Origin of the sequence: Bradyrhizobium erythrophlei, from assembly GCF_042430365.1 — a bacterium.
In the GTDB taxonomy this organism is placed as follows: Bacteria; Pseudomonadota; Alphaproteobacteria; order Rhizobiales; family Xanthobacteraceae; genus Bradyrhizobium; species Bradyrhizobium erythrophlei.
The window spans coordinates 33,533-59,282 of record NZ_JBHMET010000163.1 but is presented as its reverse complement, the minus strand read 5'-3'; the positions used below and the strand labels follow the sequence as shown (position 1 = coordinate 59,282).

Sequence of the window (25,750 nt, the reverse complement as noted above, 5' to 3'; positions counted from 1 at the left end):
CCGATGCAACTCGGCATGATCGGTCTCGGCCGGATGGGCGGCAACATTGTCCGCCGGCTGATGAAGCACGGCCACACCGCCGTGGTCTACGACAAGGACACCAAGGCCGTCGCGGCGCTCGCCGCCGACAATGCCCTGGGTTCCTCGTCGCTGGAGGATTTCGTCCTCAAGCTGGAGGCGCCGCGCACCGCCTGGGTGATGCTGCCGGCCGGCAAGATCACGGAAGCGACGATCGACGCACTGTCCAGATTGATGCAGCCCGGCGACACCATCATCGACGGCGGCAACACGTTCTGGCAGGACGACGTCCGCCGCGGCAAGGCGCTGAAGGAGCGCGGCCTGCACTATGTCGACGTCGGCACCAGCGGCGGCATCTGGGGTATCGAGCGCGGCTACTGCATGATGATCGGCGGCGAGAAGGCCGTGGTGGACCGCCTCGACCCGATCTTCAAGGCGCTCGCGCCCGGGATCGGCGATATCCCGCGCACGCAGGGGCGCGAGGGCGGCGATCGCAGGGTCGAGCAGGGCTACATTCACGCGGGCCCGGTTGGCGCCGGCCACTTCGTCAAGATGATCCACAACGGCATCGAGTACGGCCTGATGCAGGCCTATGCCGAGGGTTTTGACATTCTCAAGAACGCCAACATCGAGTCGTTGCCGCCCGAGCACCGCTTCGATCTCGATATCGCTGACATTGCCGAAGTGTGGCGGCGCGGCAGCGTGATCCCGTCCTGGCTGCTCGACCTCACCGCATCGGCGCTCGCCGAGAACCGCACGCTCGACAATTATTCGGGCTTCGTCGAGGATTCCGGTGAAGGCCGCTGGACCGTCAATGCCGCGATCGACGAGGCGGTGCCAGCGGAGGTACTGACGGCGGCACTGTTCGCGCGCTTCCGCTCGCGCAAGTATCATACGTTTGCGGAGAAGATCCTGTCCGCGATGCGCGCAGGCTTTGGCGGCCACAAGGAGCCGCCCAAGAAGGCCTAGATGCGAGAGGCTTAGGTGCAGGAAGGCTTAGATGAATGACTGACGATCAAGTTCGGAAGAAACCGGATCCCTGTTCCTTCATCATCTTCGGCGCCACCGGCGACCTGGCGCACCGCCTGGTGATCCCGGCGCTCTACAACCTCGCCGCCTCCGATCTGCTGCCCGAGAAATTCTGCGTGGTCGGCGTCGCCCGCAAGGGCGTGTCGAGCGCGCAGATGACCGACAGCCTGATGCAGGGCCTGCGTAAGTTCGCGACGCGGCCGGTCGACGAGGCGATCGCGAAACGCCTGTTCGAATGCGTCACCGCGGTCGAGGCCGACCCGAAGGATCCCGCCTCCTTCGATGCGATGCGCGATCGGCTCGACCGGCTCGAGGCCGCGCGCGACACCGGCGGCAATCGGCTGTTCTATCTCGCGACCCCGCCGAGCGCATTCCTGCCGATCAGCGAGCAGCTCGGCCGCACCGGGATGCTGGCCGAGAACGGCGCGTGGCGGCGGCTGGTGGTGGAAAAGCCGTTCGGCACCAACCTCGCATCGGCCAGGGCGCTGAACGCGGCGCTGTTGAAGCTGGTCGACGAGCACCAGATCTACCGGATCGATCATTACCTCGGCAAGGAAACCGTCCAGAACATCCTGGTGCTGCGCTTCGCCAACGGGATGTTCGAGCCGATCTGGAACCGCAACCATATCGACCACGTCCAGATCACGGTGGACGAGAAAATCGGCGTCGGCCATCGCGGCAGCTTCTATGACGCGACCGGCGCGCTGCGCGACATGGTGCCGAACCATCTTTTCCAGCTGCTGTCGCTGGTCACGATGGAGCCGCCTGCGCGGTTCGATGCGCATGCCGTGCGCTCGGAGAAGGCCGAGGTTCTCAGCGCGATCCAGCTCCAGAGCGAGGAAGAGGCGCTGCACAATTCGGTGCGCGGCCAGTATCGCGGCGGCAAGGTCGGCGACGCCGAGATCGCGGACTATCTCAAGACGCCTGACGTCAGGCCCGACAGCACCACCGAGACCTATGCCGCGCTGAAGCTGACCATCGACAATTGGCGCTGGGCCGGCGTTCCCTTCTATCTGCGCACCGGCAAGGCGCTCGGCATCAAGCGGACCGAGATCGCGATCAAGTTCAAGCAGGCGCCGTTCGCGATGTTCCGCAACACGCCGGTCGACCGCCTGTCGCAGAACTATATGGTCATCTCGACCGAGCCGACCGAAGGCATCGAGCTGCAGTTCAACACCAAGGTGCCGGGCCCCGTCATCAACATCGACGGCGTCGAGATGAAGTTCCGCTACAAGGACTATTTCAAGGCCGAGCCGTCGACCGGCTATGAGACGCTGATCTACGACTGCATGATCGGCGACAACATCCTGTTCCAACGCGCCGACAGCGTCGAGGCCGGCTGGCAGGCGGTGCAGCCCTTCCTCGATGCCTGGAAGAACGCCGGCGGGCGCGGGCTACAGCCCTACAAGGCCGGCTGCGAAGGCCCGGAAGCCGCCAACGCGCTTTTGACGCGCGACGGCCGCAGCTGGCGGAAGCTCGGCTGACCATGGCTGACAGCGCCCAGCGCAAGATCATCACGGTTGCCGATCCGGCAGCGCTGGCGAAAGCGGCCGCCGAGCGGCTGATCGCGCGGATCGCTGCCAACGACGACCGCGTCGCGGTCTGCCTCACCGGCGGCTCCAGCCCTAAGGCGCTCTATCAGTTGCTGGCGACGGCGGAGTACCGCCCCATGATCCCATGGGATCGCGTCGACTGGTTCATCGGCGACGAACGCCTGGTGCCGCGCAAGGATCCGCTGCACAACATGACCATGGCGCGCCAGGCCTTCCTGGATCGCTGCGCTCCGGCCGCAAACGTCCATCCCATCGCCACCGATACGGCCGACCTCAAGGACCCCGACACCAGTGCGGCGCTCTACGAGAACGAGTTGATGGCCTTCTACGGCGCCGAACAGCTCGATCCCGCGCGCCCGCTGTTCGATCTCGTGCTGATGGGCGTCGGCCCGGACGGTCACACCGCCTCGCTGTTTCCGGGCTATCCCGCGGTCGAGGAGACCGGGCGCTGGGTGGTCGGGGTGCCGAAGGCCAATGTCGAACCCTTCGTGCCGCGCGTCACGCTGACCTTGCCGGCGCTCGCCTTCTGCCGCGAGATGCTGTTCGAGATCGCAGGCCACTCGAAGCGCGCGATCTTGACGCGCCTGCTCGCCGGCGAGAACCTGCCGGCGAATCGTGCGCGGTCGACCGGCGAAACCGTCTGGTTGGTCGATCAGGCCGCGCTGCCGGAGGACTTTCGTGGCTGACAAGGCTGGCCCCTGCGCCCTGGTTGTGATGGGCGTCTCCGGCTCGGGCAAGACCACAATCGCCGACCGCCTCGCGATCCGGCTGGGCTGGCGCTACGAGGATGCCGACACCTTTCATCCCGCACGCAACGTCGCCAAGATGAGCGCAGGCCAGCCGCTCACCGACGAGGACCGCTGGCCGTGGTTGCGGGCGATTGCCGCCGAGATCGACCGCACTTGCACGGTGAACGAGCGCGCCGTGATCGCCTGCTCCGCGCTGAAGCGCAGCTATCGCGACATCCTCGTGCACGGCCGCGAGGATGTCCGCATCATCTTCCTCGACGGCACGCAGGAGCTGATCGCCGCTCGCCTCGCTGCACGAAAAGGGCACTTCATGCCGCCGGGCCTCCTGGCCAGCCAGTTCCGCACGCTGGAGCCGCCGACCGCCGACGAACGCCCGATCACGATTGCGATCGACCACACGGTCGAATCCATCGTTGAGACTATCGTCAGCCAACTGGATCTGAACCGCCTATGACGCACATCGCCCTTGTCGTGTCCGACGTCGACGGCACGCTCCTGACCAAGGACAAGATCCTGACCGATGGTGCGAAGGCGGCCGTCCGCAAGCTGCGCCAGGCGGGTATCGGCTTCACCATCGTCTCCAGCCGACCGACGATCGGGATGGGATTCCTGATCGAGCCGCTGGGGATCACCCTGCCGATCGGCGCGTTCAACGGCAGCGCGATCGTCGATCCGCAGTTGAAACCGCTGGAGCAGCATCTGATCCCGCCGGCCGCGGCGCAGCGCAGCATCGACCTTCTCCGCGACCACGGGGTCGACATCTGGCTGTTCACCGACGACCACTGGCTGACCCAAAACCCCGACGGCGAATATGTCCCGCACGAGAAACGCACGATCAAGCACGACCCGACGATCGTCACAGACTTCACGCCGTATCTCGGCAGCGCCTGCAAGATCGTCGGTGCCAGCTCGGACGCGCCCCTGCTGCAGCGCTGCGAGGCGGCGATACAGGACGCGGTCGGCAACGAGGCAACGGCGATCCGATCGCAGACCTACTATCTCGACGTGACCCCGCCGGGCCACGACAAGGGCACATTCGTCGAAGCCATCGCCGGCCGTCTCGGCATCTCCCTCAACAATGTCGCAACGATCGGCGACATGCAGAACGACCTTCCGATGTTCGCGAGAAGCGGCCTTTCCTTTGCCATGGGCAATGCGAGCGACGACGTGCGGGCCCGTGCGACCGAAGTGACCGACACCAACGAACGCGACGGTTTTGCACGCGCGATGGACGTCGTGCTAACGACCAACCGCTAGAACTGCACGCGGACTACTTGGACCGCTGCACCGCGGGTTTCTCGGCCGTGGCCTTGGCGTCGCTGAGGTTATGCGCGGTGTTGATCAGCGCGATATGGGTCAGGGCCTGCGGAAAGTTGCCGGTCTGCCGGCCGGCGGCCGTGTCGAACTCCTCGGCGAACAGGCCAAGATCGCTGGCGACCGCGACCACGCGGTCGAACAGAGCCTGCGCCTTGTCGATCTCGCCCGCCAGCACATAGGCGTCGGCAAGCCACAGGCTGCAGGCGAGGAACGCACCTTCGATTGGCTGCGTCTCGTCAGACGCCTCGCGCGGATCGTGCCGCAGCACAAAGCCGTCGCGCATCATGTACCGCTCGATCGCATCCAGCGTGCCGAGTACGCGGGGATCGCTCGGCGGCAGGAAGCCGACCGACGGCAGCAGCAGGATGCTGGCATCGAGCAGGCTTGAGCCGTAGCTTTCGACGAAACTGTTGAGCTCGCGGTCAAAGCCTTTCTCGCAGACGTCGCGATGAATGGCGTCACGCAGCACGCGCCATTTGACCAACGGCGCCTTGAAGCCGAACCGTTCCGCGCTCTTGATGCCGCGGTCGAAGGCGACCCAGGTCATCACCTTGGACGAAACATAGTGCCTGCCCTCGCCGCGGCGCTCCCAGATGCCGTGATCGGGCTTGTCCCACACCTCGGCGAGATGCTGAAGCACAGCGCACTCCAGCGCCCAGTTCTCTTCGCCGAGTTTGAGCTCTGCCATCCGCGACTGGTGGAAGGCGTCGATCAGCTCGCCATAGACGTCGAGCTGCAGCTGCGCGTGCGCGGCGTTGCCGACGCGCACCGGCGTAGCGCCCTCGTAGCCGGGCAACCACGCAGCCTCCCATTCCAGCAGGCGGCGCTGCCCCATGATGCCGTACATGATCTGCATGCTGATCGGGGCGCCCGCCACCGCGCGCAACAGCCAATTGTGCCAGGCCGCCGCTTCTTCGGTATAACCGGAGTTCATGAGCGCCAGCAGCGTGAAGGTGGCGTCGCGCAGCCAGCAGAAGCGATAGTCCCAGCTCCTGCTGCCGCCGAGCTTTTCCGGCAACGACGTGGTGGGCGCCGCGACGATGCCGCCGGTCGGCGCATAGGTCAGCGCCTTAAGCGTGATCAGTGCGCGCATGACGAGGTCGCGATGACCGCCGTCATAGCTGCAGCGGCCGCACCATTCGCGCCAGAAGTCCTGGGTGTCCCGCAGCGCCGCTTCAGGATCGATCGGCTCGGGCACCGGCACATGCGACGGTCCGTAGGTCAGCACGAACGGGATCGTCTCGCCCTCGCCGACCTCGAACTCGGCGACCGTGGTCAGGTCCTTGCCGCGGGTCTCGACCGGCGTGCGCAGCACGGTCATGTGCTGCCCGCAGATCGCGAGCAGGCCCGAGCCATCAGGGTTCTTCTTGACCCAGGGAATATCCGCGCCTAACCCGAAGCGGATGATGAGCTCCATCCGCAGCCTCACCCGCCCGCTGATGCCGCGCACCAGCCGCACCACATCGGAGGCCTTGCCGCGCGGCGGCATGAAATCGATCAGCGCGACCACACCGCCGTCAGTCTCCAACCGGGTTTCCAGGATCAGCGTGTCGTCCCAGTAGTGGCGCGAGGTCCTGGTGACCGCGCCCGCAGGTGCGATCAGCCAGCGGCCATTGTTCGAGGTTCCAAGCAGTGCGGCAAAACATGCCTCGGAATCGAACGCCGGCCAGCACAGCCAATCGATCGATCCGTCGCGGCCGACCAGCGCTGCGGTCTCGCAATCGCCGATCAGTCCGTACTCTTCGATCCGAGAGGCCAAGTTCTGTGGTTCCGTGCTGGATCACCCTCCGTGCGACCGCGCATGTGTCGCGCGTTTGAGGGCATCGACGTCGATGGCGGACGCCAATTGCTCGATCGAGACCGGCAGCCGCCGCCGCCAGTTCGGGTGTTCGTTCACCGTGCCGGGAATGTTGGGCTGCTCGATGATACCCAAGAGATCCTCCAGCGAGACCACCATCATGCGCGACGGGGTTCGCGCCAGAAAACTCACGACCGAATAGAGATCGTGATTGTTGATGTCATGCTGGCGCAGCACGTCGTCGAGCTTGCCGAGCGCATGCCAGCGGGCCTCGTCGGTTTCGCCGGGGTCGATCCCGAGCGCGCGCTTGGTCTTGAGGTCGCTGAACGAGCGCCAGCCGGCATAGGTCGAGAGATCGTGGGTGTTGAATGTGACGAGAGCATCTGCAAGGTAATAATCGGCGTTGCGGAATGTGCCCTGATCGTCACGCTCGAACATCATCACAAGATAGGACCAGATGCCCCAGCCGTTCATCTGCTCGCGAAAGCCTTCCGGCACGGTGCCAAGATCCTCGCCGATCACGACGCAGCGGTGCGCCACGCTCTCCTGCGCGGTCGCCGCCAACAACGCCTCGAACGGCATCATCACGTAGGCACCGTTGGCGGGGCCAAAGCCGCGCGGCACGAGGTAAAGCCGCTTCAGTCCGAAGGCGTGATCGAGCCTGATCGCGCCGGCATGGCGCATCGCGACGTCGAGCATCTGCCTGAACGGTTCGAAGGCGCGCTGCTCGAGGCCGGCGGCATTGAAGCCGGCAAGCCCCCAGTCCTGACCGGCGGTGTTGAGCGGGTCCGGCGGCGCGCCGACGCCGAGATGGCGCGAGATCGCGGTCTGCTCATTCCAGGCATCAAAGCCATCCGACTGCACGCCGACGGCGACGTCGAGATAGAGCCCGACACGCATGCCGAGCTTGTGGGCGAACTCCTTGCAGTCGCGAAGCTGCTGGTCGGCCGTCCATTGCACGAACTCGACGAACTCGACCTCGGCGGCGGTATCGCGCGCCCTGCGCAGCCTGGCGCAGGCTGCCTCGTTGGGCTGCCGCCATTCATCCGGCCATTCCCACCATGGCGTGTTGAACTTGCGCCTCATCACCTCGAAGCAGGCGAAGTGCGACAGCAGCGTGCCCTGCTCGCCGCGATAGGTCTCGAATTCGTGCCACCGGCCGAGGCCCGGGTTGGCCTTGAAGCTCGCGAATGCCGTGCGCAGCGCGCGCCATTTCAGCCCAGCGACAGCCACGTAGTCGACGACGTCGCTGCTGCGAAGCTTCGTCAAGGCGGCCTGCGTCTCCGCATCGACCCGGAATTCCGGAATCCTCTCGACATCGACATAGAGCGCGTTGAGAAACAGCCGGCTGTTCGGCGAGTACGGGCTGCAGTCGCCGGGCCGATCGTCGAACAGCACGTGCAGCGGATTGAGACCGATGCCGTCGGCACCCAGCCGATGGACGAATTCGAGCAGGCGCTGCAGATCGGTGAAGTCACCGATACCCCAATTGTGGGCGGAGCGCACGCCATAGAGCTGGATGGCGATCAGCCAGCAGCGGTCGAAGTCGCCGCCGAAGGCGGTCTCCGGCGCAACCAGCAGCGGCAGCTCTTCATTGACCCCCGACGCGTCCGTCAGATGCAATTGGTGCACGCCTTCCGGCAGATTTGGCGGCCACGCCAGGTTCCGCTCGCGCGCCTCGCCTTGCGCGAGCGAGGCTGCGTCATTCGTGATTGTCCAGCGCACCGGGAACTGGGCCGCATCCGACAGCTCCGTTCGGGCGGGGCGACCAGCGCGGATGACGACGGGATCCGCAACGAAGCGCCGCGGTGTCTGCCGCGGCAGCGCCGCGAGGATCGCGGCCAGGGCCTCTGATGTCGTCACACGGCGTTGACCATGGCCGTCGATAAATTCGGTCTGAATTCCCAGGGTCTTGGCTTTGGCGTAAAGGTCCATTCGGCACGCTGCTTGCACGCAACGGTATTTGGATCGTTGCGAAATTGTCCAGATACGGGAAAGGGTTAGACGGTGCTTAACGCTCTGCCCCGGCCGGCGTTCCCAGGGAACCAATACCCGGCGAGCGGCTTTCTATATGGGTCTGGCGCGCCTCCTTCCCGCCGCCGGGACGTCATTTGCATTTCGATGGCGGCATCACCGTGAACAAAACTGCCCGGTCTGTCGAGGGTGCCAGCGGCACTTTTCATATCGCCGACGTCTATCCGTCGGTCGACGGCGGTCGCTTTCCGGTCAAGCGCATCGCGGGCGAGCCGGTCGAGGTCTGGGCCGACATCTATCGCGACGGAGATGACGTGATCGCGGCCGCATTGGTGTGGCGGCACGAGGGCGACGACGAATGGCGGCGCGCGCCGATGATGCTGCACAGCGACGATCGCTGGGGCGGTTCGTTCACGCCCGATCGCCCGGGCCGCTACTCCTACGCGATCGAAGCCTGGACTGATGAATTCGCCAGTTGGCGGCAGCGTTTCGGGCAGCGGCGGAACACCGGCAGCGACCTCGCGCTGGATGCCATCGAAGGTGCAGGAATGCTGACCAAGGCGCAGGCCGCAGGCCCGGCCGCGGCGGCCGTGATCATCAGGCAATGCGAACTCTATTTGCAGACCGGCGAGGCGAGCGCGCTGCTCGCGCCGGAATTGCGCGAGGCGATGGCCGACAGCCAGTTTCGCAGCGATCTGACGCGCTCGCGGCTGTTTCCGCTCACGGCCGACCGGCCGCGGGCGCGCTTCGGCGCCTGGTATCAAATGGTTCCGCGCAGCCAGGGCAAGGTGCCGGGGGAGCATGCGACTTTCAACGACTGCATCGCGCGGCTACCCGATATCGCTGATATGGGCTTCGACGTCGTCGATCTCGCGCCGATCCATCCGATCGGCGCGCTGCACCGCAAGGGCCGCAACAACGCCATGACGGAGCAAGACAGCGATCCCGGCAGCCCCGACGCGATCGGCTCCGCCGACGGCGGCCATGATGCCGTGCACCCGCAACTCGGAACACTCGAGGATTTTCGCGCCTTCGTCGCGGCATGCCGCGCCCATGGCATGGAGGTCGCGCTCGACTTGGCGGTGCAGTGCTCGCCCGATCATCCCTGGCTGACGCTGCATCCGCAATGGTTCAGGCGGCGCCCGGATGGATCGATACGCGAGGGCGGCCATCCGCCGCGGCGATGCGACGACATCGTCAATCCCGATTTCGCGAGCGACGACGCCACGGCGCTGTGGCACGCGCTGCGCGACATCGTCCTGTTCTGGGTCGATCAGGGCGTCCGGATCTTCCGGATCGACGACCCGCACACCAAGCCCCTGCCGTTCTGGGAATGGCTGATCGGCGAGGTGCAGCGCCACGACGCGGACGTGCTTTTCCTGGCGGAAGCCTTTGTGCGTCCGAAGCTGATGAAGGCGCTCGCGAAGCTCGGCTTCACGCAATCCTGCAGCTATTTCACCTGGCGTACGCAACGCTCGGAGCTCGAGCAGTATCTCGGTGAATTGATCTCCTATCCCGAGCGCGACTTCTTTCGGCCGAATTTCTTCGTCAACACGCCTGACATCCTGCCCTTCCACCTGCAAAGCGGTGAACCCTGGATGTTCAAGTCGCGTCTCGCGCTGGCCGCGACGCTGTCGAGCAGCTACGGCCTCTACAGCGGCTTCGAACTCGTCGAGCATGCCCCGATCCCCGGCCGTGAGGAATATCTCGTTTCCGAGAAATACGAGATCAAGGTTCGCGACTGGAACAGTCCGGACAACATAAAGCCCTATGTCGCGACGCTGAACCGGATCAGGCGCGACAATTCAGCCCTGCAGCAGACGAGCAATCTGCGGTTTGTCGGCATCGACGACAGCAACGTGATCGGCTTCGTCAAGGAATCGGTCGACCGCACCAACGTGGTCGTCGCCGCGATCGCATTGTCGCGCGATGCGCACGAATTCTGGCTTCCGCTCGGTGACGTCGAGGACGGCAATGGCGACGCGCGCCGCCCCGTCACCGCGGTGGAGAACCTCGTCACCGGCGAGCGTCACCAGCTCGAATGGGGAGGCATCCGTTTGCGTATCGATCCCGAACGCGACCCCGCGCTGTTGTTCCGCTGCGTGGCTTGAGGAGCGGCCATGAACGTATTCTCCACCGTCGATGCCAAGGAACGGGTCGCCACCGAGACCGTGGACGAGCTGTGGTACAAGGACGCGATCATCTACCAGCTTCACGTCAAGGCCTTTGCCGACAGCAACAATGACGGCATCGGCGACTTCGCGGGGCTGACGGAGAAGCTTCCCTATCTGCAGGAGCTCGGCGTCACCACGCTGTGGCTGTTGCCGTTCTACCCCTCGCCCGGCCGCGACGACGGTTACGACATCGCCGACTATGGCGATATCAATCCCGATTTCGGGACGATGAAGGACTTCAAGCGCTTCATCCAGGAAGCCAAGAAGCGCGGCTTGCGCGTCATCACCGAGCTCGTCGTCAACCACACCTCCGACCAGCACGCCTGGTTCAAGCGCGCACGCCGCAGCGCGCCGAACTCGAGCGCGCGGAGCTGGTACGTCTGGAGCGATACCGACCAGAAATACCTCGGCACGCGCATCATCTTCACCGATACCGAAAAGTCGAACTGGACCTGGGATCCGGAGGCCGGCCAGTTCTACTGGCACCGCTTCTTCTCGCACCAGCCCGACCTGAACTTCGACAATCCCCGCGTGGTGAGCGCCATCGTCCAGGTGATGAAGCGCTGGCTCGACACCGGCGTCGACGGCTTCCGGCTCGACGCTATCCCCTATCTCTGCGAGCGCGACGGCACCAACAACGAGAACCTGCCGGAGACCCACGCGATCATCAAGAAGCTGCGCCAGGAGCTCGACGCCTACGCCAAGGGCAAGATCCTGCTGGCCGAGGCCAACCAATGGCCGGAAGATGTGCAGGAATATTTCGGCCGCGGCGACGAATGCCACATGGCCTATCACTTCCCGCTGATGCCGCGCATCTACATGGCGATCGCCCAAGAGGATCGCTTTCCGATCACCGACATCCTGCGTCAGACGCCCGACATCCCGGCCGTGTCCCAATGGGCGCTGTTCCTGCGCAATCACGACGAGCTGACGCTGGAGATGGTTACCGACGTCGAGCGCGATTATCTGTGGTCGACCTATGCCAACGACCCGCGCGCGCGCATCAATGTCGGCATCCGCCGGCGTTTGGCGCCGCTGATGGACAATGACCGACGCAAGATCGAGCTGATGAACTCGCTGTTGCTGTCGTTCCCCGGCACGCCGATCATCTATTACGGCGACGAGATCGGCATGGGCGACAACATCTATCTCGGCGACCGCAACGGCGTGCGCACGCCGATGCAGTGGTCGCCCGACCGCAACGGTGGCTTCTCGCGCGCCGATCCGGCGCGGCTCTATGCGCCGACCATCATGGATCCGGTCTACGGCTACGAGTCCGTCAACGTCGAGGCGCAGTCGCGCAGCCTGTCGTCGCTGCTCTCCGCCACCAAGCGGCTGATCGCGGTGCGCAAGTCGACGCTGGCTTTCGGACGCGGCACCATGACGTTCATCCGGCCGGAGAACCGCTCGGTGCTGGCCTATGTGCGGCAGTACGAGGGCGAGGCGATCCTGTGCGTCGCCAATCTGTCGCGCTCCGCGCAAGCGACCGAGCTCGATCTCTCCGCCTTCAAGGACCGCATTCCGCTGGAGATGCTCGGCCGTACGCGCTTCCCGGCGATCGGCGAGCTGCCCTACATGATCACGCTGGCGCCGTACGGGTTCTACTGGTTCCAGCTGCAGGAGCGCGACAAGTCCGAGCCGGTGGCGCCGCGCGCGGTCCCGGAGTTCGAAACCCTCGTGGTGCCGGTCAACTCGACCTGGATGTCGCTGGCGCGCGAGCGCGGCGTGTTCGAGCGCGACGTGCTGCCCGGACACCTGGCGCGCACGCGCTGGTACCCGGAGAGGTCGGCGAAGGCGATCCGGCCCACAGTGGTGTCGGCGATCCCGTACTGCGACATCGGCGACAACCGGCCGTGGCTTGCCTTCTTCGAGACCACGCAGCGCGGCATCACCAGCCGCTACGTGCTGCCGATGCAGATCGAGTGGGTGCGCTTCGACCGCGAACGCTACAACCCGCGCGCCTTCGCGGCCGTGCGCCAGGGCGCGCGCGAGGGCACGCTGCTCGATGTCGCCACCGACCAGATCTTCACGGCGCTGTTCCTGCGCAATCTACGGGAGCATTTGACGATCGACGAAGGCGAACAGGGGCTGAAGCTCGAATTCAGGCCGACCAGCCGCTTCTCCGACAAGCCGATCCGGCAACCGGAGCGCATCCGCGTCTTCGAGAACGATCAGCCGCACTCGACCGCGCTGGTCGACAACGAATACGTCACCAAGATCTACCGGAAGCTCGAGGCGGGCATCAATCCGGAGATCGAGATGGGGCGCTTCCTCACCGAGGTGGCTGCCTTCGCCAACAGCCCCGCCCTGCTCGGCACCGCCGAGCTGATCGAAGGCGACAAGCGCAGCGCGATCGGGGTCCTGCATGCGTTCGTGGTCAATCAGGGCGAACTCTGGACGGTGGCCGCCGCGCAGCTCGACCGCCTGGTCGAGAAGCAGCGGCTGCTCGCCGCCAGCGAAGATCCCGCCGAACGCGACAATCAGGCCTCGATCCTGCGCTACATGTCGCACAGCGGGAAACGGATCGCCGAGTTGCACATCGCGCTCGCCAGCAACAGGGAGCTTCCGGATTTCGCGCCGGAGCCGACCCGGCCCGAGGACGTGCAGCGCTGGAACGACGAGATCATGGCGCGCGCCGAGCGCGTGTTCGACGCGCTCAAGCAGCGGCGCGACGGGTTGAAGGAGGGCGACCGGCTGCTGGCCGACCAGTTGCTGGCGCAGCACGACGCGCTGCCGGAGCGGCTCAAGGCCCTGCTGCCGCGCGATATCGACGGGTTCAACATCCGCCATCACGGCGACCTCCATCTCGGCCAGTTGCTGGTGGTCAAGGACGACGTCTTCATCATCGATTTCGACGGCGGGCCGGGCCGCACCATCGCCGAACGGCGGCGCAAGGCGCCGGCGGCGCGCGACGTCGCCGGCCTGATCCGCTCGATCGACTATGCGACGACGGCCGCGCTGGAGCGCGCACTCAAGGTCGCTCCCGACGAAGGCGGCAAGTTGAGCCTGGCGCTGGCCGAATGGCGCGACCGCGCGACGGCGGCCTTCCTCGCAAGCTATCGCGAGACCATGGCCGGCCAGCGGCTGTGGCCGGCCGACGCCAAGGCCGCCGAACGCCTACTGAACTTTTTCCTACTTGAGAAAGCCTTCTACGAGATCGAATATGAGCTCGCCAACCGGCCGGATTGGCTGGGGGTCCCGCTGACCGGCCTGTTGAGGATCCTGGCGCAACAGCCGCATGAGGGTGCATGATCAAACTGCCGGCCGAGGCCTATGCCATCATCGAGGGCCGTCACTCCGATCCCTTCCATTATCTTGGCCTCCACACCGAGGGGGATCGCAGCGTCGTGCGCGCCTTCCTGCCGGAGGCAAGCGCGGTCGAGGCAATCGGCGAGCATGGTGAGACCGCGGCGCTGACGCGGATCCATGACGCCGGCCTGTTCGCCGGCACGCTGCCGAACGGCGCAACCCGCTATCAGCTTCGCGCGCGCTTCGGCGACAATGTCGTCGAGCTGGAGGACCCCTACCGCTTCCCGCCGGTGCTCAGCGATTTCGATCTCTATCTGCTCGGCGAAGGCACCCACCTGCGGGTCTATGACACCCTCGGCGCCCATCCGATGACCCTCGATGGCGTCGATGGCGTGGCCTTCGTGGTGCTGGCGCCGAACGCCCGCCGCGTCAGCGTGGTCGGCGACTTCAATTTCTGGGATGCGCGGCGCCATCCGATGCGGGTCCGCGGCGCCGGCTATTGGGAGCTGTTCGTCCCCCGCGCACGGATCGGCGACCGCTACAAGTTCGACGTCGTCGGGCATAACGGTCAGCATTTGCCGCTGAAGTCCGATCCGCTCGCCTTTGCCGCCGAGGTCCGCCCCAAGACCGCATCGATCGTGATCGACGAGCGCAGGATCCCGCATCCGCGTCCGGCGCCCGAGCGCATCAACGCGCTGAGCTCGCCCGTCTCGATCTACGAGGCCCATCTCGGCTCGTGGCGGCGCAAGGGCCGCAACGAATGGCTGAGCTATCGCGACCTCGCCGAACAGCTCCCCGCCTATGTCAGTGACATGGGCTTTACCCATGTCGAATTCCTGCCCGTCAACGAGCATCCGTTCGACGGCTCCTGGGGCTATCAGCCGACCGGCCTGTTCGCGCCGACCAGCCGCTTCGGATCCCCGGAGGATTTTGCGGCGCTGGTCGACGCCTGCCACCGCGAAGGCATCGGCGTGTTGCTCGACTGGGTGCCCGGCCATTTTCCCGACGATCCCCACGGCCTCGGCCATTTCGACGGCACCGCGCTCTACGAGCACGCCAACCCGCAACAGGGCCGCCACCTCGACTGGGGAACGCTGATCTACAACTACGGGCGCACCGAGGTCGCCAATCTCTTGGTGTCGAACGCGCTGTTCTGGCTCGACCGCTACGGCGTCGACGGGCTTCGCGTCGACGCCGTCGCCTCGATGCTCTATCTCGATTACAGCCGTCCCGCCGGCGGCTGGATTCCGAACAAATATGGCGGACGGGAAAATCTCGACGCGATCAACTTCCTGCGCCGCTTCAACACCGAACTGTTCGCGCATTTCCCGCAGGCGACGGCGGCGGCGGAGGAATCCACCGCCTGGCCGCAGGTGTCGCGCCCGGTCGAATATGGCGGGCTCGGCTTCGGCTACAAGTGGAACATGGGCTGGATGCACGACACGCTGAAATATATAGGCAAGGATCCCATCCACCGCAAATACCACCACGGCGACATCCTGTTCGGCCTGCACTACGCCTTCTCGGAAAACTTCATCCTGCCGCTCTCGCATGACGAGGTCGTGCACGGCAAGCGCTCGATCCTCGGGCGCATGCCGGGCGACGACTGGCAGCGCTTCGCAAATTTGCGTGTCTATTACAGCTTCATGTTCGGCCATCCCGGCAAGAAGCTGATGTTCATGGGCTGCGAGTTCGGCCAGGAGCGCGAATGGGACCACGACCATTCGCTGGATTGGCACCTGTTGCAGCAGCCGAAACATGCCGGCGTCCAGTCTCTGATCCGCGACCTCAACCGCCTCTATCGCGCGCTGCCCGCGCTGCACGAGCTCGATTGCGACCAAGCCGGGTTCGAATGGGTTATCACCGACGACGCCAACAACAATTTGTTCGCCTGGATCCGGAAAGGTGACGGGGCTCGCGCGCGTTGCCTCGTGGTGATGAACTTCTCGCCGAACGTCTACCGCGACTACCGCGTCCGCGTGCCCTTTGCGGGCAAGTGGCACGAGGTGTTCAACTCGGATTCGGCGCATTATGGCGGCAGCAATGTCGGCAATATCGGCGAAGTCCGCGCACTGGAAGGAGCCACCCCCGAGCTGAGTTTGACCATCCCGCCGCTGGCTGCGATCTTCCTCGTACCGGAAAGCTGATCCATGCGACTGACTGCGGGGACGTCCTCACGCCTTGGTGCAAGCTGGGACGGCAGGGGCACCAACTTTGCGCTGTTCTCGGCAAATGCGGAGAAGGTGGAGCTGTGCCTGTTCGATGGCCAGGGCCGCCGCGAGCTCGAGCGAATCGAGCTGCCGGAGCGCACTGAGGACATCTGGCACGGCTATCTCAACGACATCTCGCCGGGCCAGCTCTACGGCTATCGCGTTTATGGTCCTTACGCGCCCGAGCGCGGTCACCGCTTCAACTCCAACAAGCTGCTGCTCGACCCCTATGCCAAGCGGCTCGCCGGGCGGCTGGTCTGGAGCGACGCGCATTTCGCCTATCGCACCGGCAGTGCGCGCGAGGACCTCTCGTTTGACCGGCGCGACAATGCCCGCGGCATGCCGAAGGCGGTGGTGGTCGACGAAACCTTCAACTGGGGCCGCCGCGAGATCCGCCCGCACGTCCCCTGGGAAGACACCGTCATCTACGAGGCGCACGTCAAGGGCCTGACGCAGAAGCGCGAGGACGTGCCGCCCGGCTTGCGCGGCACCTATGGCGGCCTTTCCTCGCCTTCGATGATCGACCACCTGAAGCGGCTCGGCGTCACCACCGTCGAGCTGTTGCCGGTGCACGGGCTGATCGACGACCGCGTGCTGGTTGAGAAGAAGCTCGTCAACTACTGGGGCTACAACACCATCGCGTTCTTCGCGCCCGAAGCGCGGTACGCCCAGGACAATGCGCTGGATTCGTTCCGCACCACGGTGGCGCGGCTGCACGACGCCGGGATCGAGGTGCTGCTCGACGTCGTCTACAACCACACCGCCGAGGGCAACCATCTCGGCCCGACGCTGTGCTTCCGCGGCATCGACAACGCCTCCTATTACTGGTTGAACCGCGAGAACCCGCGCTTCTATGACGACTTCACCGGCTGCGGCAGCTCGGTCAACCTCACCCATCCGCGCGTGCTGCAGATGGTGATGGATTCGCTGCGCTACTGGGTCGAAGTCTGCCATGTCGACGGCTTCCGCTTCGACCTTGCGACCACGCTGGCGCGCGGACCGAACGGGTTCGATCGCAGCCATTCGTTCCTCACTGCCGTGCGTCAGGACCCGGTGCTTGCGACCGTCAAGGTCGTCGCCGAGCCCTGGGATCTCGGCCTCGGCGGCTACCAGGTCGGCGCGTTTCCCTCGCAATGGTCGGAATGGAACGACCGCTATCGGACCTCGATGCGCCGTTACTGGAGCGGTGAAGGCAGCCTGATCGGCGACATTTCCAGCCGCATGACGGCGTCCTCCGACCTGTTTCACCACGACAACCGCGCCACCCGCGCCAGCATCAACCACATCACGGTGCATGACGGCTTCACACTCGCAGATCTCTTCAGCTACAACGAGAAGCACAACGAGGCCAACGGCGAGGACAATCGCGACGGCTCCAACGACAATCACAGCAACAATTGCGGTCATGAAGGCCCGACCGACGATCCCAACATCGTGGCTTTGCGGCGCCAGCTCCGCAAGAACCAGCTTGCCTGCCTGCTGCTCGCGCAGGGCACGCCGCTGATCCTCGCCGGCGACGAGGTCGCCAACACCCAGAACGGCAACAACAACGCCTATTGCCAGGACAACGAGACGGGCTGGGTCGGCTGGGAGAACCTCGGCAATGACGACGATTTCACCGACTATATCGGCCACCTGACCGGCCTGCGCCGTCGTTTCGGGCAGATCCGCTGCCAGCACTGGCTCGACGGCCGCCGCACCGACGGCAGCTATGGCGTGCTGTGGCTGACGCCCTCGGCGGAGGAGATGAAGGAATCCGACTGGAAATTCCCCGAGGGGCGGTTTCTCTCCTATGTGCTCGGGCCGATGGAACAAGGGCAGGCGCCGATCTTTATCGTGCTAAATGCCGCGCCCGAGGAGATCGTGTTCAAGATGCCGAAAATGCTGGAGTACAAGACTTGGCAACAGGTGCTGAACACGACCGAGGCGGTCCTGATGCCCGAGCAATTCGCCTCCGGCGCCGACACCAAGGCACCGCCGCGCTCGGTGCTGGCCTTTGCGGGCTCCGCATGAATGCGCGTCACTTCGGCCCGGAGCTGACGCAGGACGGCGCGCGCTTCCGGCTGTGGGCGCCGGCGGCAAAGCAGGTCGATCTCCTGCTCGACAAGCCCCACGCGCTGACGCGTGACGCAGGCGGCTGGTACGTCGCCGAGATCCCGGGCGTTGGCGCTGGTGCGCGCTACAAATTCCGCATCGATGACGAGATCGACGTTCCCGATCCGGCCTCGGCATTCCAGCCGGACGACGTGTTCGGCCCGAGCGAGGTGATCGATCACGCAGCGTTCCAATGGCGCGCCGCGAGCTGGCGCGGACGTCCCTGGCATGAGGCGGTCATCCTTGAAGCCCATGTCGGCACCTTCACGCGTGAAGGCACCTATCGCGCCATGATCGACAGGCTCGATCATCTGGTGGCGACCGGCATCACGGCGCTGGAGTTGATGCCACTCGCGGATTTCGCAGGGAAGCGCAACTGGGGCTATGACGGCGTGCTGTGGTACGCGCCCGACAGCGCCTATGGGCGGCCCGACGACCTCAAGACCCTGATCGACGAAGCCCATCTGCGCGGGCTGATGGTGATGCTCGACGTTGTCTATAATCACTTCGGGCCCGAGGGAAACTATCTCGGCCGCTATGCACCGGCCTTCTTCACCGATGCGCATACGCCATGGGGCAGCGCGATCGACTATCGCGTGCCCGAGGTGCGCGCCCTCGCGATCGAGAATGCGCTGTCGTGGCTGCGCGACTATCGGTTCGACGGGCTCAGGCTCGACGCCGTCAACACTATCGTCGAGCCCGGCGAGCTTCCGATCCTGCATGAGCTCAGCGCCGCCACCGGACAGCTTGCCGCCGCGACCGGCCGGCATATCAACCTTGTGCTCGAGAATAGCGACAACCGCGCGAGCCTGCTGGATGCCGCGGATGATCCGCCGCGCGGCAAGTATCGTGGGCAGTGGAACGACGATTATCACCATGCCTGGCACGTGCTGTTGACCGGGGAAGCCCAGGGCTATTACGGCGACTATCAACGCGCGCCGGCGGACGATCTCTCGCGCGCGCTGGCGTCGGGTTACGTGTATCAGGGCGAGGTCTCGGCGTTCTGGGGCGGCAAGCGCCGGGGCGAACCAAGCGGCGCGCTGTCGCCGACCTGCTTCATCAACTTCCTGCAAAACCACGACCAGGTCGGCAATCGCGCGTTTGGCGACCGCCTCGAAACCATCGCCAAGCCGGCCGGCATCGAGGCCGCGCTTGCCGTCACCCTGCTCGCACCCACGACGCCGATGCTTTTCATGGGCGAGGAATGGGGCGCAACATCGCCGTTTCCGTTCTTCTGCGATTTCAAGGGCGATCTTGCCGACGCGGTCCGCAAGGGACGGCGCGAGGAATATGCCTTTGCGTTCGAAAAATACGGCGACGAGATTCCCGATCCGCTCGACAAAGCGACCGTGCAGTCGGCCGTGCTCGACTGGAGCGCACGCGAGCAGGAACCGGGCCGCACGCGCCTGACACTCGTGCGCGAGTTGCTCGCCGTTCGTCGGCGCGAAATCACGCCACGGCTCGCCGGCGCGCGTTTCGGCGGTGCGGGTACCGTGGCCGGTCTCCTGAGCGCGCATTGGCAGATGGGTGACGGAAAAAGACTCACGCTCACTGCCAATCTGTCCGACCGTGAGATCGCCGACATTTCAGAATCCGGCGGAACCCTGATCTGGGGCCGCGCGTTGTCGGGCAACATGCCCGTCTGGTCGGTGTGCTGGTACATCGGATAGCATAATGCCTCCCGCGATCCCGATCGCGACCTACCGCCTGCAACTTACCGCCGATTTCGACTTCGATGCCGCCGCCCGCGTGGCACCATATCTGAAGGCGCTCGGCATCAGCCACGTTTATGCCTCGCCCTTCATGAAGGCGCGCAAGGGCTCGACGCACGGCTACGACGTCGTCGACCACACCAAATTCAATCCGGAGCTCGGCGGCGAAGCCGGCTTCATGCGATTTAGCGAAGCACTCAAGCAGCACGATCTCGGCCTGATCCTCGATTTCGTGCCAAACCATGTCGGCGTGCATTTCTCCGACAATCCATGGTGGGTCGACGTGCTGGAATGGGGACAGGCCTCGCCGCACGCGGTCTCCTTCGACATCGACTGGGACCAACTGCCCTATCGCGCCCGCGGCGGCGTGCTGCTGCCGATCCTCGGCTCGTCCTACGGGCAGGCGCTGGAGCGCGGCGAGATCGAGCTGCGCTACGACGCCGGCGACGGCAGTTTTTCCGCCTGGTACTATGAGCACCGGCTGCCGATCGCGCCGGAACGCTATGGCGAGGTACTGCGGACGATCGTCCGGGACGCCGGCGCCGACGAGCGCGCCGCCGGGCGTGCGCTGCTTGCGCTTTCCGCGCGCTACAGGGGATTGCGTCACCCGAACCGCAACGAGGCTCCGGGCCTCAAGGCCGCGTTGAAAGCGATCGACGGCGGCACGGACATCATCGCGCGCGGCCTTGAGGCCTATCGCGCCGGCGAACACCGTCCGGCACAGACGCTTGCGCTGCATCACCTGCTCGAACGCCAGAACTACAAGCTCGGCCACTGGCGGCTTGCCTCCAGCGACATCAACTACCGCCGCTTCTTCGACGTCAACACGTTGGCCGGCCTGCGGGTCGAGGATGCCGCAACGTTCGAGGCGAGCCACAGTCTGGTGAAACGGCTGATCGCGGAGGACAGGCTGCAAGGTCTCCGGCTCGACCATATCGACGGCCTGCGCGATCCCGCGCAGTATTTCCATCGCCTGCGCCGCCTGATCCGCGACGCGCAAGGCACGAAGGCAAAGCCGTTCTACATGGTGGTCGAGAAGATCCTCGGCGAGGACGAGAAGCTGCCACGATTCGCCGGTGTCCATGGCACGACCGGATATGAATCGATGAACGTGATCAGCCATGTGCTGGTCGATAGCAACGGCCTCGATCCCCTCAACGAGGTATGGCGCCAGATCAGCAACCAGTCGCCACAGCTCGAACCGGTGTTGCGCGCGGCCAAGCGCCGCGTGCTGGAGACGCTGCTCACCAGCGAGTTCACCGTGCTCGCCCGACTGCTGGCGCGGATCGCCTCGGGCCACTACTCAACCCGCGACTATTCGGCGGACAGCCTGCGGCAGGCGCTCGAGCTTTATGTGCTGCACTTCCCGGTCTATCGGACCTATCTGGCGTCGTCCGGACCGACCACGCACGACCGTGCCCTGATCAACGAAACCATCGCGCGCGCCCGCGCCGACTGGTTCGCGGCCGACGAAGGCATCTTCGATTTCCTGCGCGATGCTCTCACCATGGACCTGCTCAAACCGGGCCGACCGCCGCACAGCGCGCCGCGGGTCCGCCGCTTTGCGCTCAAGGTGCAGCAGTTCACCGGCCCGATGATGGCAAAGTCGCTGGAGGACACGACCTTCTACCGCTATCACCGCTTGCTCGCGCTCAACGAGGTCGGCGGCGATCCCGCGGCGCGCGGGCTTTCGGTCGATCGGTTTCATGCGATGATGACAGCGCGGGTTCGCGAATGGCCGCACGGCATGACGTCGACCGCGACCCACGACACCAAGCGCGGCGAGGACGCCCGCGCACGGATCATGGCGCTCGCCGAGATCCCAGGCGAATGGACCAGCGCTGTCGCGCGCTGGAAGGTGCTGAACGCGCCGCAACTCGTGCTCGACGGTGAGACGCGCGCGCCGTCGGCGACCTTCGAATACATGTTGTATCAGGCGCTGCTCGGCGCATGGGAGCCGGATGACAAGGACTTCGTCGCCCGGATACAGGCCTATGCCCTGAAGGCCGCGCGCGAGGGCAAGCAGGAGACGAGCTGGCTCAATCCGCTCGAGCCCTATGAGGCCGGCGTCCAGACCTTCCTCGCCCGGATCTTCGATCGCAACGTCTCAGCCGAATTCCTCCACGCCCTGCAGACACTGGCGCAGCGTCTGGCGCTGCTCGGCGTGCTCAACGCGCTGAGCCAGGTCACGCTGAAAGCGACCATGCCGGGTGTTCCGGATTTCTATCAGGGCACGGAGTTTTGGGACTTCTCGCTGGTCGATCCCGACAACCGCCGGCCGGTCGACTTTGCCAAACGCGCGGATGCCCTGCCCACCGTGGAGACGCCCGACTGGAGCGCGTTGGTACGGAACTGGCGTGACAGCCGCCTCAAGCTGGCATGGACCCGGCATCTGTTGCGGCTCCGAAACGAGATGGCCGACATTTTCACCGACGGTGACTATCAACCGATCGAGGTGAGCGGACCACATCACGATCACACAATCGCATTTGCGAGGCGCCACGGCCGCGACGCAGCGATCGTCGCGGCGGCGAAATCATTTGCCCCCTTCACGCAGGGCGGGCGCGCATGGCCACGCCCCGAAGCCTTTGAAGGCGCGATCGATGTGGCGGGGTATGCGCTCCCGGGCGGCGAGACCAAGATTCAACTCTCAACGCTGTTCGCGAACTTGCCCGTCGTGGTGCTGAAAGCCAGGGTCACGTCCGCAGCCAGGCGAAATCACAAACGCGCGCGCCTGCACACCTAGTCCGCGCCGCAGTTCAACGCTTGGTGAGCAGCAATTGCCCGCGCTTCTGAATGGCGATCTGGGCAGCTTCGGCGAAACGCTGCAACAGCCACGGCAGCGTCACCTCCAGACGCACATACGCGTCCTCGACATCGAGATGCCCGGCGGCGACCTGCCCCAGCGCGCGCACCCGGAAGCTCATGCGGTTGTTGTCCCAGCGTTCTTCGTCGACGCTCAGCACCGGCACGCTCGCTGCCGCGCGCGACAACCCGCCTTTCAGCCGACGCATGGCTTCGTCACGGCCAAGGCTGTGTGGAATCGAGACGACAAGCGGCGCGGACATCGCAGAGCTCCTTCACCGTTTCAAGCTGATGTAGTTCTGTTCCAAAGAAACGGAAGGGCTACGCGATTTTATCACGGCCGTGCGGCGGGAACATTTCAAATTGCGGTTCGTTTTGCCTACCCTAAACTGCAGCACTGCTACTTCACCGCCAGCTTCTTCATCGCCGTCTTGATCGACGCCGCCGCATCCTCGTATCCATCCCACGCCTTGCTCTTCGCCAGCAGGCCAGGCACGCTGCTCACCGTGTACTTCGTCGGGTCGAGGTCGCCGCGCACCTGCGCCCAGGTGAGCGGCATCGAAACCGTGGCGCCGTCACGCGCGCGCGGCGACAACACCGCGACCGCGGTCGACAGCCGGTCGTTGCGCAGGTAGTCGAGGAAGATCTTTCCCTTGCGCTTGGCCTTGGACATGTTGATGAGATAGCGCGCGGGATCGTCCTGCGCCATCCATTGGCAAATGGCCTGCGCGAACGTCTTGGCCTCCTTCCACGTCACCTTGTCCCTTGCGCCGTGGAGCAGAGGTGCCACCACGTGGAGACCCTTGCCGCCGGTGGTCTTGCAAAAGCTTTCCAGGCCGACTGCGGTCAGGCGCTGGCGCATGTCCTTGGCGGCTTCGATCACCTCGGCGAATTCGACATCGGGCGCCGGATCGAGATCGAACACCAACCGGCCCGGCGTGTCGTAGGCATCGGGCGCGCAATTCCATGGATGCAGCTCAAGCCCGCCAAGCTGCGCGACCGCGGCCAGGCCTTCGACCTGATCGATCTGTAAGTAAGGCTTGCGGTCGCCCGACACCTTGGCGAGCTTGAGCAGCTTCGACGTACCGGCCATGGCGTGGCGCTGGAAGAAGGTTTCGCCCTTGATGCCATCAGGTGCACGCACGATCGAGCACGGCCGGCCCTTGAGATAGCCGATCATCCATTCGCCGACGGCCTCGAAATACTTCGCCAGATCGAGCTTGGTGACGCCGTTGCCGTCGCCGGCATTGGGCCACAGCTCCTTGTCCGGATGGGAGATGACGACGCCCATCACCGCGGCGGAAGCTTTTCCCGCACCCTTGCCCATCGGCTTCACCACCCTGGTCACGCCCGGCGTCTCCGCTTCCACCTCGCGCGCGGGCTTGTCCTGCCGCAAGCCCTTGAAGGCGGCCTGACGGATATTGCCGCCCTCGGTCCAGCCGGCGAACTCGATCTCGGCAACCAATTCGGGCTTCAGCCAATGCACGTCGCGGGTCTTCTTCGGCACATCCTCGCCGCCGAACGGGCTCTTGTCCGAGGCGGCCGCCTTCAGCGCCGGCATGATGCGGCGCACCGTGTCCTGGCCGAAGCCGGTGCCGACAATGCCGACAAAGGCCAGCTGGTCGCCGCGATAGACGCCGGCCATCAGCGAGCGGAATTTGCCGTTGGTGGTCTTCCACCCGCCGATCACGACCTCCTGGCCGGCGCGGATCTTGGCCTTGGTCCAGTCATCGGAGCGCCCGGACCGGTAGCGCCCATCAAGCTTCTTGGAGACGATCCCCTCAAGCTTGAGCTGACGGGCCGATTCGAGCACGGTCGCGCCGGGCTCATCGATATGCTCGACATAGCGGATCAGCTTGTCGTTGCCGTTGCGCGCCGCCAGCAATTGCTTCAACCGCGCCTTGCGCTCCCGTAGCGGCAGCACGCGCAGATCCTCCTTGCCGGCGAACAGCAGGTCGAAGGCAAAGAAGATCAGCTTGTTGGTCTTGCCGTCGGCGATCGCCGCCTGCAACGTCGAGAAGTCTGGAACGCCACCATCATTCAAGGCGACGATCTCGCCGTCGATGAGGACGTCGTGCAGCTTGCTACCTTCCTTGGCGAGGCCTGCGAACCTCTCGGTCCAGTCGAGCCCCTTGCGGGTTTTGAGCACGGCCTCGCCGTCCTCGACCCGCAGCTGCACGCGATAGCCGTCGAACTTGAGCTCATGGCACCAGCCGGTGCCGCCGGGCGGAGTTTCGACCGACGCGCAAAGCTGCGGCGCGACGAAATCCGGTATCGCCGACACCTTCTTCGGCTTCGCGATCGGCTGCGTCTTCGGCGGCGGCGCCTTGGTCTTCGCTCGGGCCCCGGCCGCCTCGCCGCGGTTGGAGTGCCAGACGGCGTCCGCTCTGGCCTTACCGCTGCCCCTTGCCAACATGAAAGGCTTCGGCGCCCGCCCCTTGCCGGCCGCGATCTCAGCCATCGATCGGCCCGACGCAACCGAGCGGCCGTCCTCGAGAATCTCGCCGCCGTTACCGTCCACCGCGTATTCGTCGCGATGCTTGATCAAGAGCCAGTTGGTGCGCTTGCCGCCGTAGCGGTCGTTCTTCATTCGCACCAGGACCCAGCTGCCATGCAGCTTCTCGCCAAACAGGGTGAACTTCAGGTCGCCCTTCCTGAATCCGCGCTCGGGATCGTCTGATACCCAGTAGCCGCGATCCCAGAGCTGTACCGTGCCGCCGCCATATTCACTCGCGGGGATCGTGCCCTCGAAGTCGCCATAGTCGAGCGGATGGTCCTCCACCTCCACCGCCAGCCGCTTGTCGTGCGGATCAAGCGAAGGGCCGCGCGTCACCGCCCAGGACTTGAAGACGCCGTCGAATTCGAGCCGGAAGTCATAGTGCAGCCGGGTCGCGTCATGCTTCTGCACCACGAAGCGCCGCTGCTTCGCCGGCGCGACCGTGGCGTCGCCCGACGGCTCACTGGTCTTCTCGAAATCGCGTTTATCGCGGTAGAGCGAGAGGCGTTTGAGGGGCACGATCGGTCCTGTCCAAGCGACGCGGCCTATTCTTACCGTGAACCCGCCTCAC

Annotated in this window: 15 protein-coding genes; 11 read left to right on the top strand and 4 right to left on the bottom strand. The window is 65.2% G+C overall.

What is annotated here, in order from left to right; genetic code table 11:
- Positions 1-3: 3 nt before the first annotated feature.
- Genes gnd through ACFFWD_RS25135 form a run of 5 tightly spaced genes read left to right on the top strand, consistent with a single transcriptional unit; the run spans position 4 to position 4,606 of the window.
- On the top strand, positions 4-987 hold the full coding sequence (gene gnd / locus ACFFWD_RS25155) for a phosphogluconate dehydrogenase (NAD(+)-dependent, decarboxylating) (RefSeq protein WP_376969635.1): 984 nt from the start codon (positions 4-6) through the stop codon (positions 985-987).
- 35 nt (positions 988-1,022) lie between these two features.
- Positions 1,023-2,531 (top strand): glucose-6-phosphate dehydrogenase, encoded by a 1,509-nt coding sequence (gene zwf, locus ACFFWD_RS25150; protein WP_376969633.1) that lies wholly within the window; start codon positions 1,023-1,025, stop codon positions 2,529-2,531.
- 2 nt (positions 2,532-2,533) lie between these two features.
- A complete protein-coding gene (pgl, locus tag ACFFWD_RS25145) occupies positions 2,534-3,286 on the top strand; it encodes a 6-phosphogluconolactonase (protein ID WP_376969631.1) in 753 nt (250 codons plus the stop codon).
- A gap of 28 nt (positions 3,287-3,314) precedes the next feature.
- Complete coding sequence (locus tag ACFFWD_RS25140; RefSeq protein ID WP_376969707.1) at positions 3,315-3,803, top strand: gluconokinase; 489 nt, start codon at positions 3,315-3,317, stop codon at positions 3,801-3,803.
- Positions 3,800-4,606: an HAD family hydrolase gene (locus ACFFWD_RS25135; protein WP_376969629.1), complete on the top strand. Its 807-nt coding sequence runs from the start codon at positions 3,800-3,802 to the stop codon at positions 4,604-4,606. Before ACFFWD_RS25140 ends, ACFFWD_RS25135 begins: the two co-directional genes overlap by 4 nt.
- 13 nt (positions 4,607-4,619) lie before the next feature.
- Here ACFFWD_RS25135 and ACFFWD_RS25130 read toward each other — a convergent pair whose 3' ends face one another.
- Together ACFFWD_RS25130 and malQ are read right to left on the bottom strand one after the other, a co-directional pair.
- A complete protein-coding gene (locus ACFFWD_RS25130) occupies positions 4,620-6,425 on the bottom strand; it encodes a glycoside hydrolase family 15 protein (protein WP_376969627.1) in 1,806 nt (601 codons plus the stop codon).
- Between the two features lie 21 nt (positions 6,426-6,446).
- On the bottom strand, positions 6,447-8,399 hold the full coding sequence (gene malQ, locus ACFFWD_RS25125) for a 4-alpha-glucanotransferase (RefSeq protein ID WP_376969625.1): 1,953 nt from the start codon (positions 8,397-8,399) through the stop codon (positions 6,447-6,449).
- A gap of 200 nt (positions 8,400-8,599) precedes the next feature.
- Between malQ and ACFFWD_RS25120 the strand changes: the two genes are divergently transcribed.
- Genes ACFFWD_RS25120 through treY form a run of 6 tightly spaced genes read left to right on the top strand, consistent with a single transcriptional unit; the run spans position 8,600 to position 22,623 of the window.
- A complete protein-coding gene (locus ACFFWD_RS25120; protein WP_376969623.1) occupies positions 8,600-10,549 on the top strand; it encodes an alpha-1,4-glucan--maltose-1-phosphate maltosyltransferase in 1,950 nt (649 codons plus the stop codon).
- Positions 10,550-10,558: 9 nt separating this feature from the next.
- Positions 10,559-13,864, top strand: coding sequence for a maltose alpha-D-glucosyltransferase (treS, locus tag ACFFWD_RS25115; protein WP_376969621.1), 3,306 nt, complete (start codon positions 10,559-10,561; stop codon positions 13,862-13,864).
- Positions 13,861-16,008 carry a 1,4-alpha-glucan branching protein GlgB gene (gene glgB / locus ACFFWD_RS25110; protein ID WP_376969619.1) on the top strand — a complete coding sequence of 716 codons (2,148 nt, stop codon included), beginning with the start codon at positions 13,861-13,863 and terminating at the stop codon, positions 16,006-16,008. Before treS ends, glgB begins: the two co-directional genes overlap by 4 nt.
- A gap of 3 nt (positions 16,009-16,011) precedes the next feature.
- Positions 16,012-18,084, top strand: a complete 2,073-nt coding sequence (gene glgX, locus ACFFWD_RS25105) for a glycogen debranching protein GlgX (RefSeq protein ID WP_376969617.1) — start codon at positions 16,012-16,014, stop codon at positions 18,082-18,084.
- Positions 18,081-19,835 (top strand): malto-oligosyltrehalose trehalohydrolase, encoded by a 1,755-nt coding sequence (gene treZ, locus ACFFWD_RS25100; protein WP_376969615.1) that lies wholly within the window; start codon positions 18,081-18,083, stop codon positions 19,833-19,835. The genes glgX and treZ overlap by 4 nt, the downstream gene beginning before the upstream one ends.
- 4 nt (positions 19,836-19,839) lie before the next feature.
- Positions 19,840-22,623, top strand: a complete 2,784-nt coding sequence (gene treY / locus ACFFWD_RS25095; RefSeq protein WP_376969613.1) for a malto-oligosyltrehalose synthase — start codon at positions 19,840-19,842, stop codon at positions 22,621-22,623.
- A gap of 13 nt (positions 22,624-22,636) precedes the next feature.
- Here treY and ACFFWD_RS25090 read toward each other — a convergent pair whose 3' ends face one another.
- A complete protein-coding gene (locus ACFFWD_RS25090; protein WP_376969611.1) occupies positions 22,637-22,945 on the bottom strand; it encodes a polyhydroxyalkanoic acid system family protein in 309 nt (102 codons plus the stop codon).
- A gap of 137 nt (positions 22,946-23,082) precedes the next feature.
- On the bottom strand, positions 23,083-25,698 hold the full coding sequence (gene ligD / locus ACFFWD_RS25085) for a DNA ligase D (RefSeq protein ID WP_376969609.1): 2,616 nt from the start codon (positions 25,696-25,698) through the stop codon (positions 23,083-23,085).
- Between the last annotated feature and the right edge of the window lie 52 nt (positions 25,699-25,750).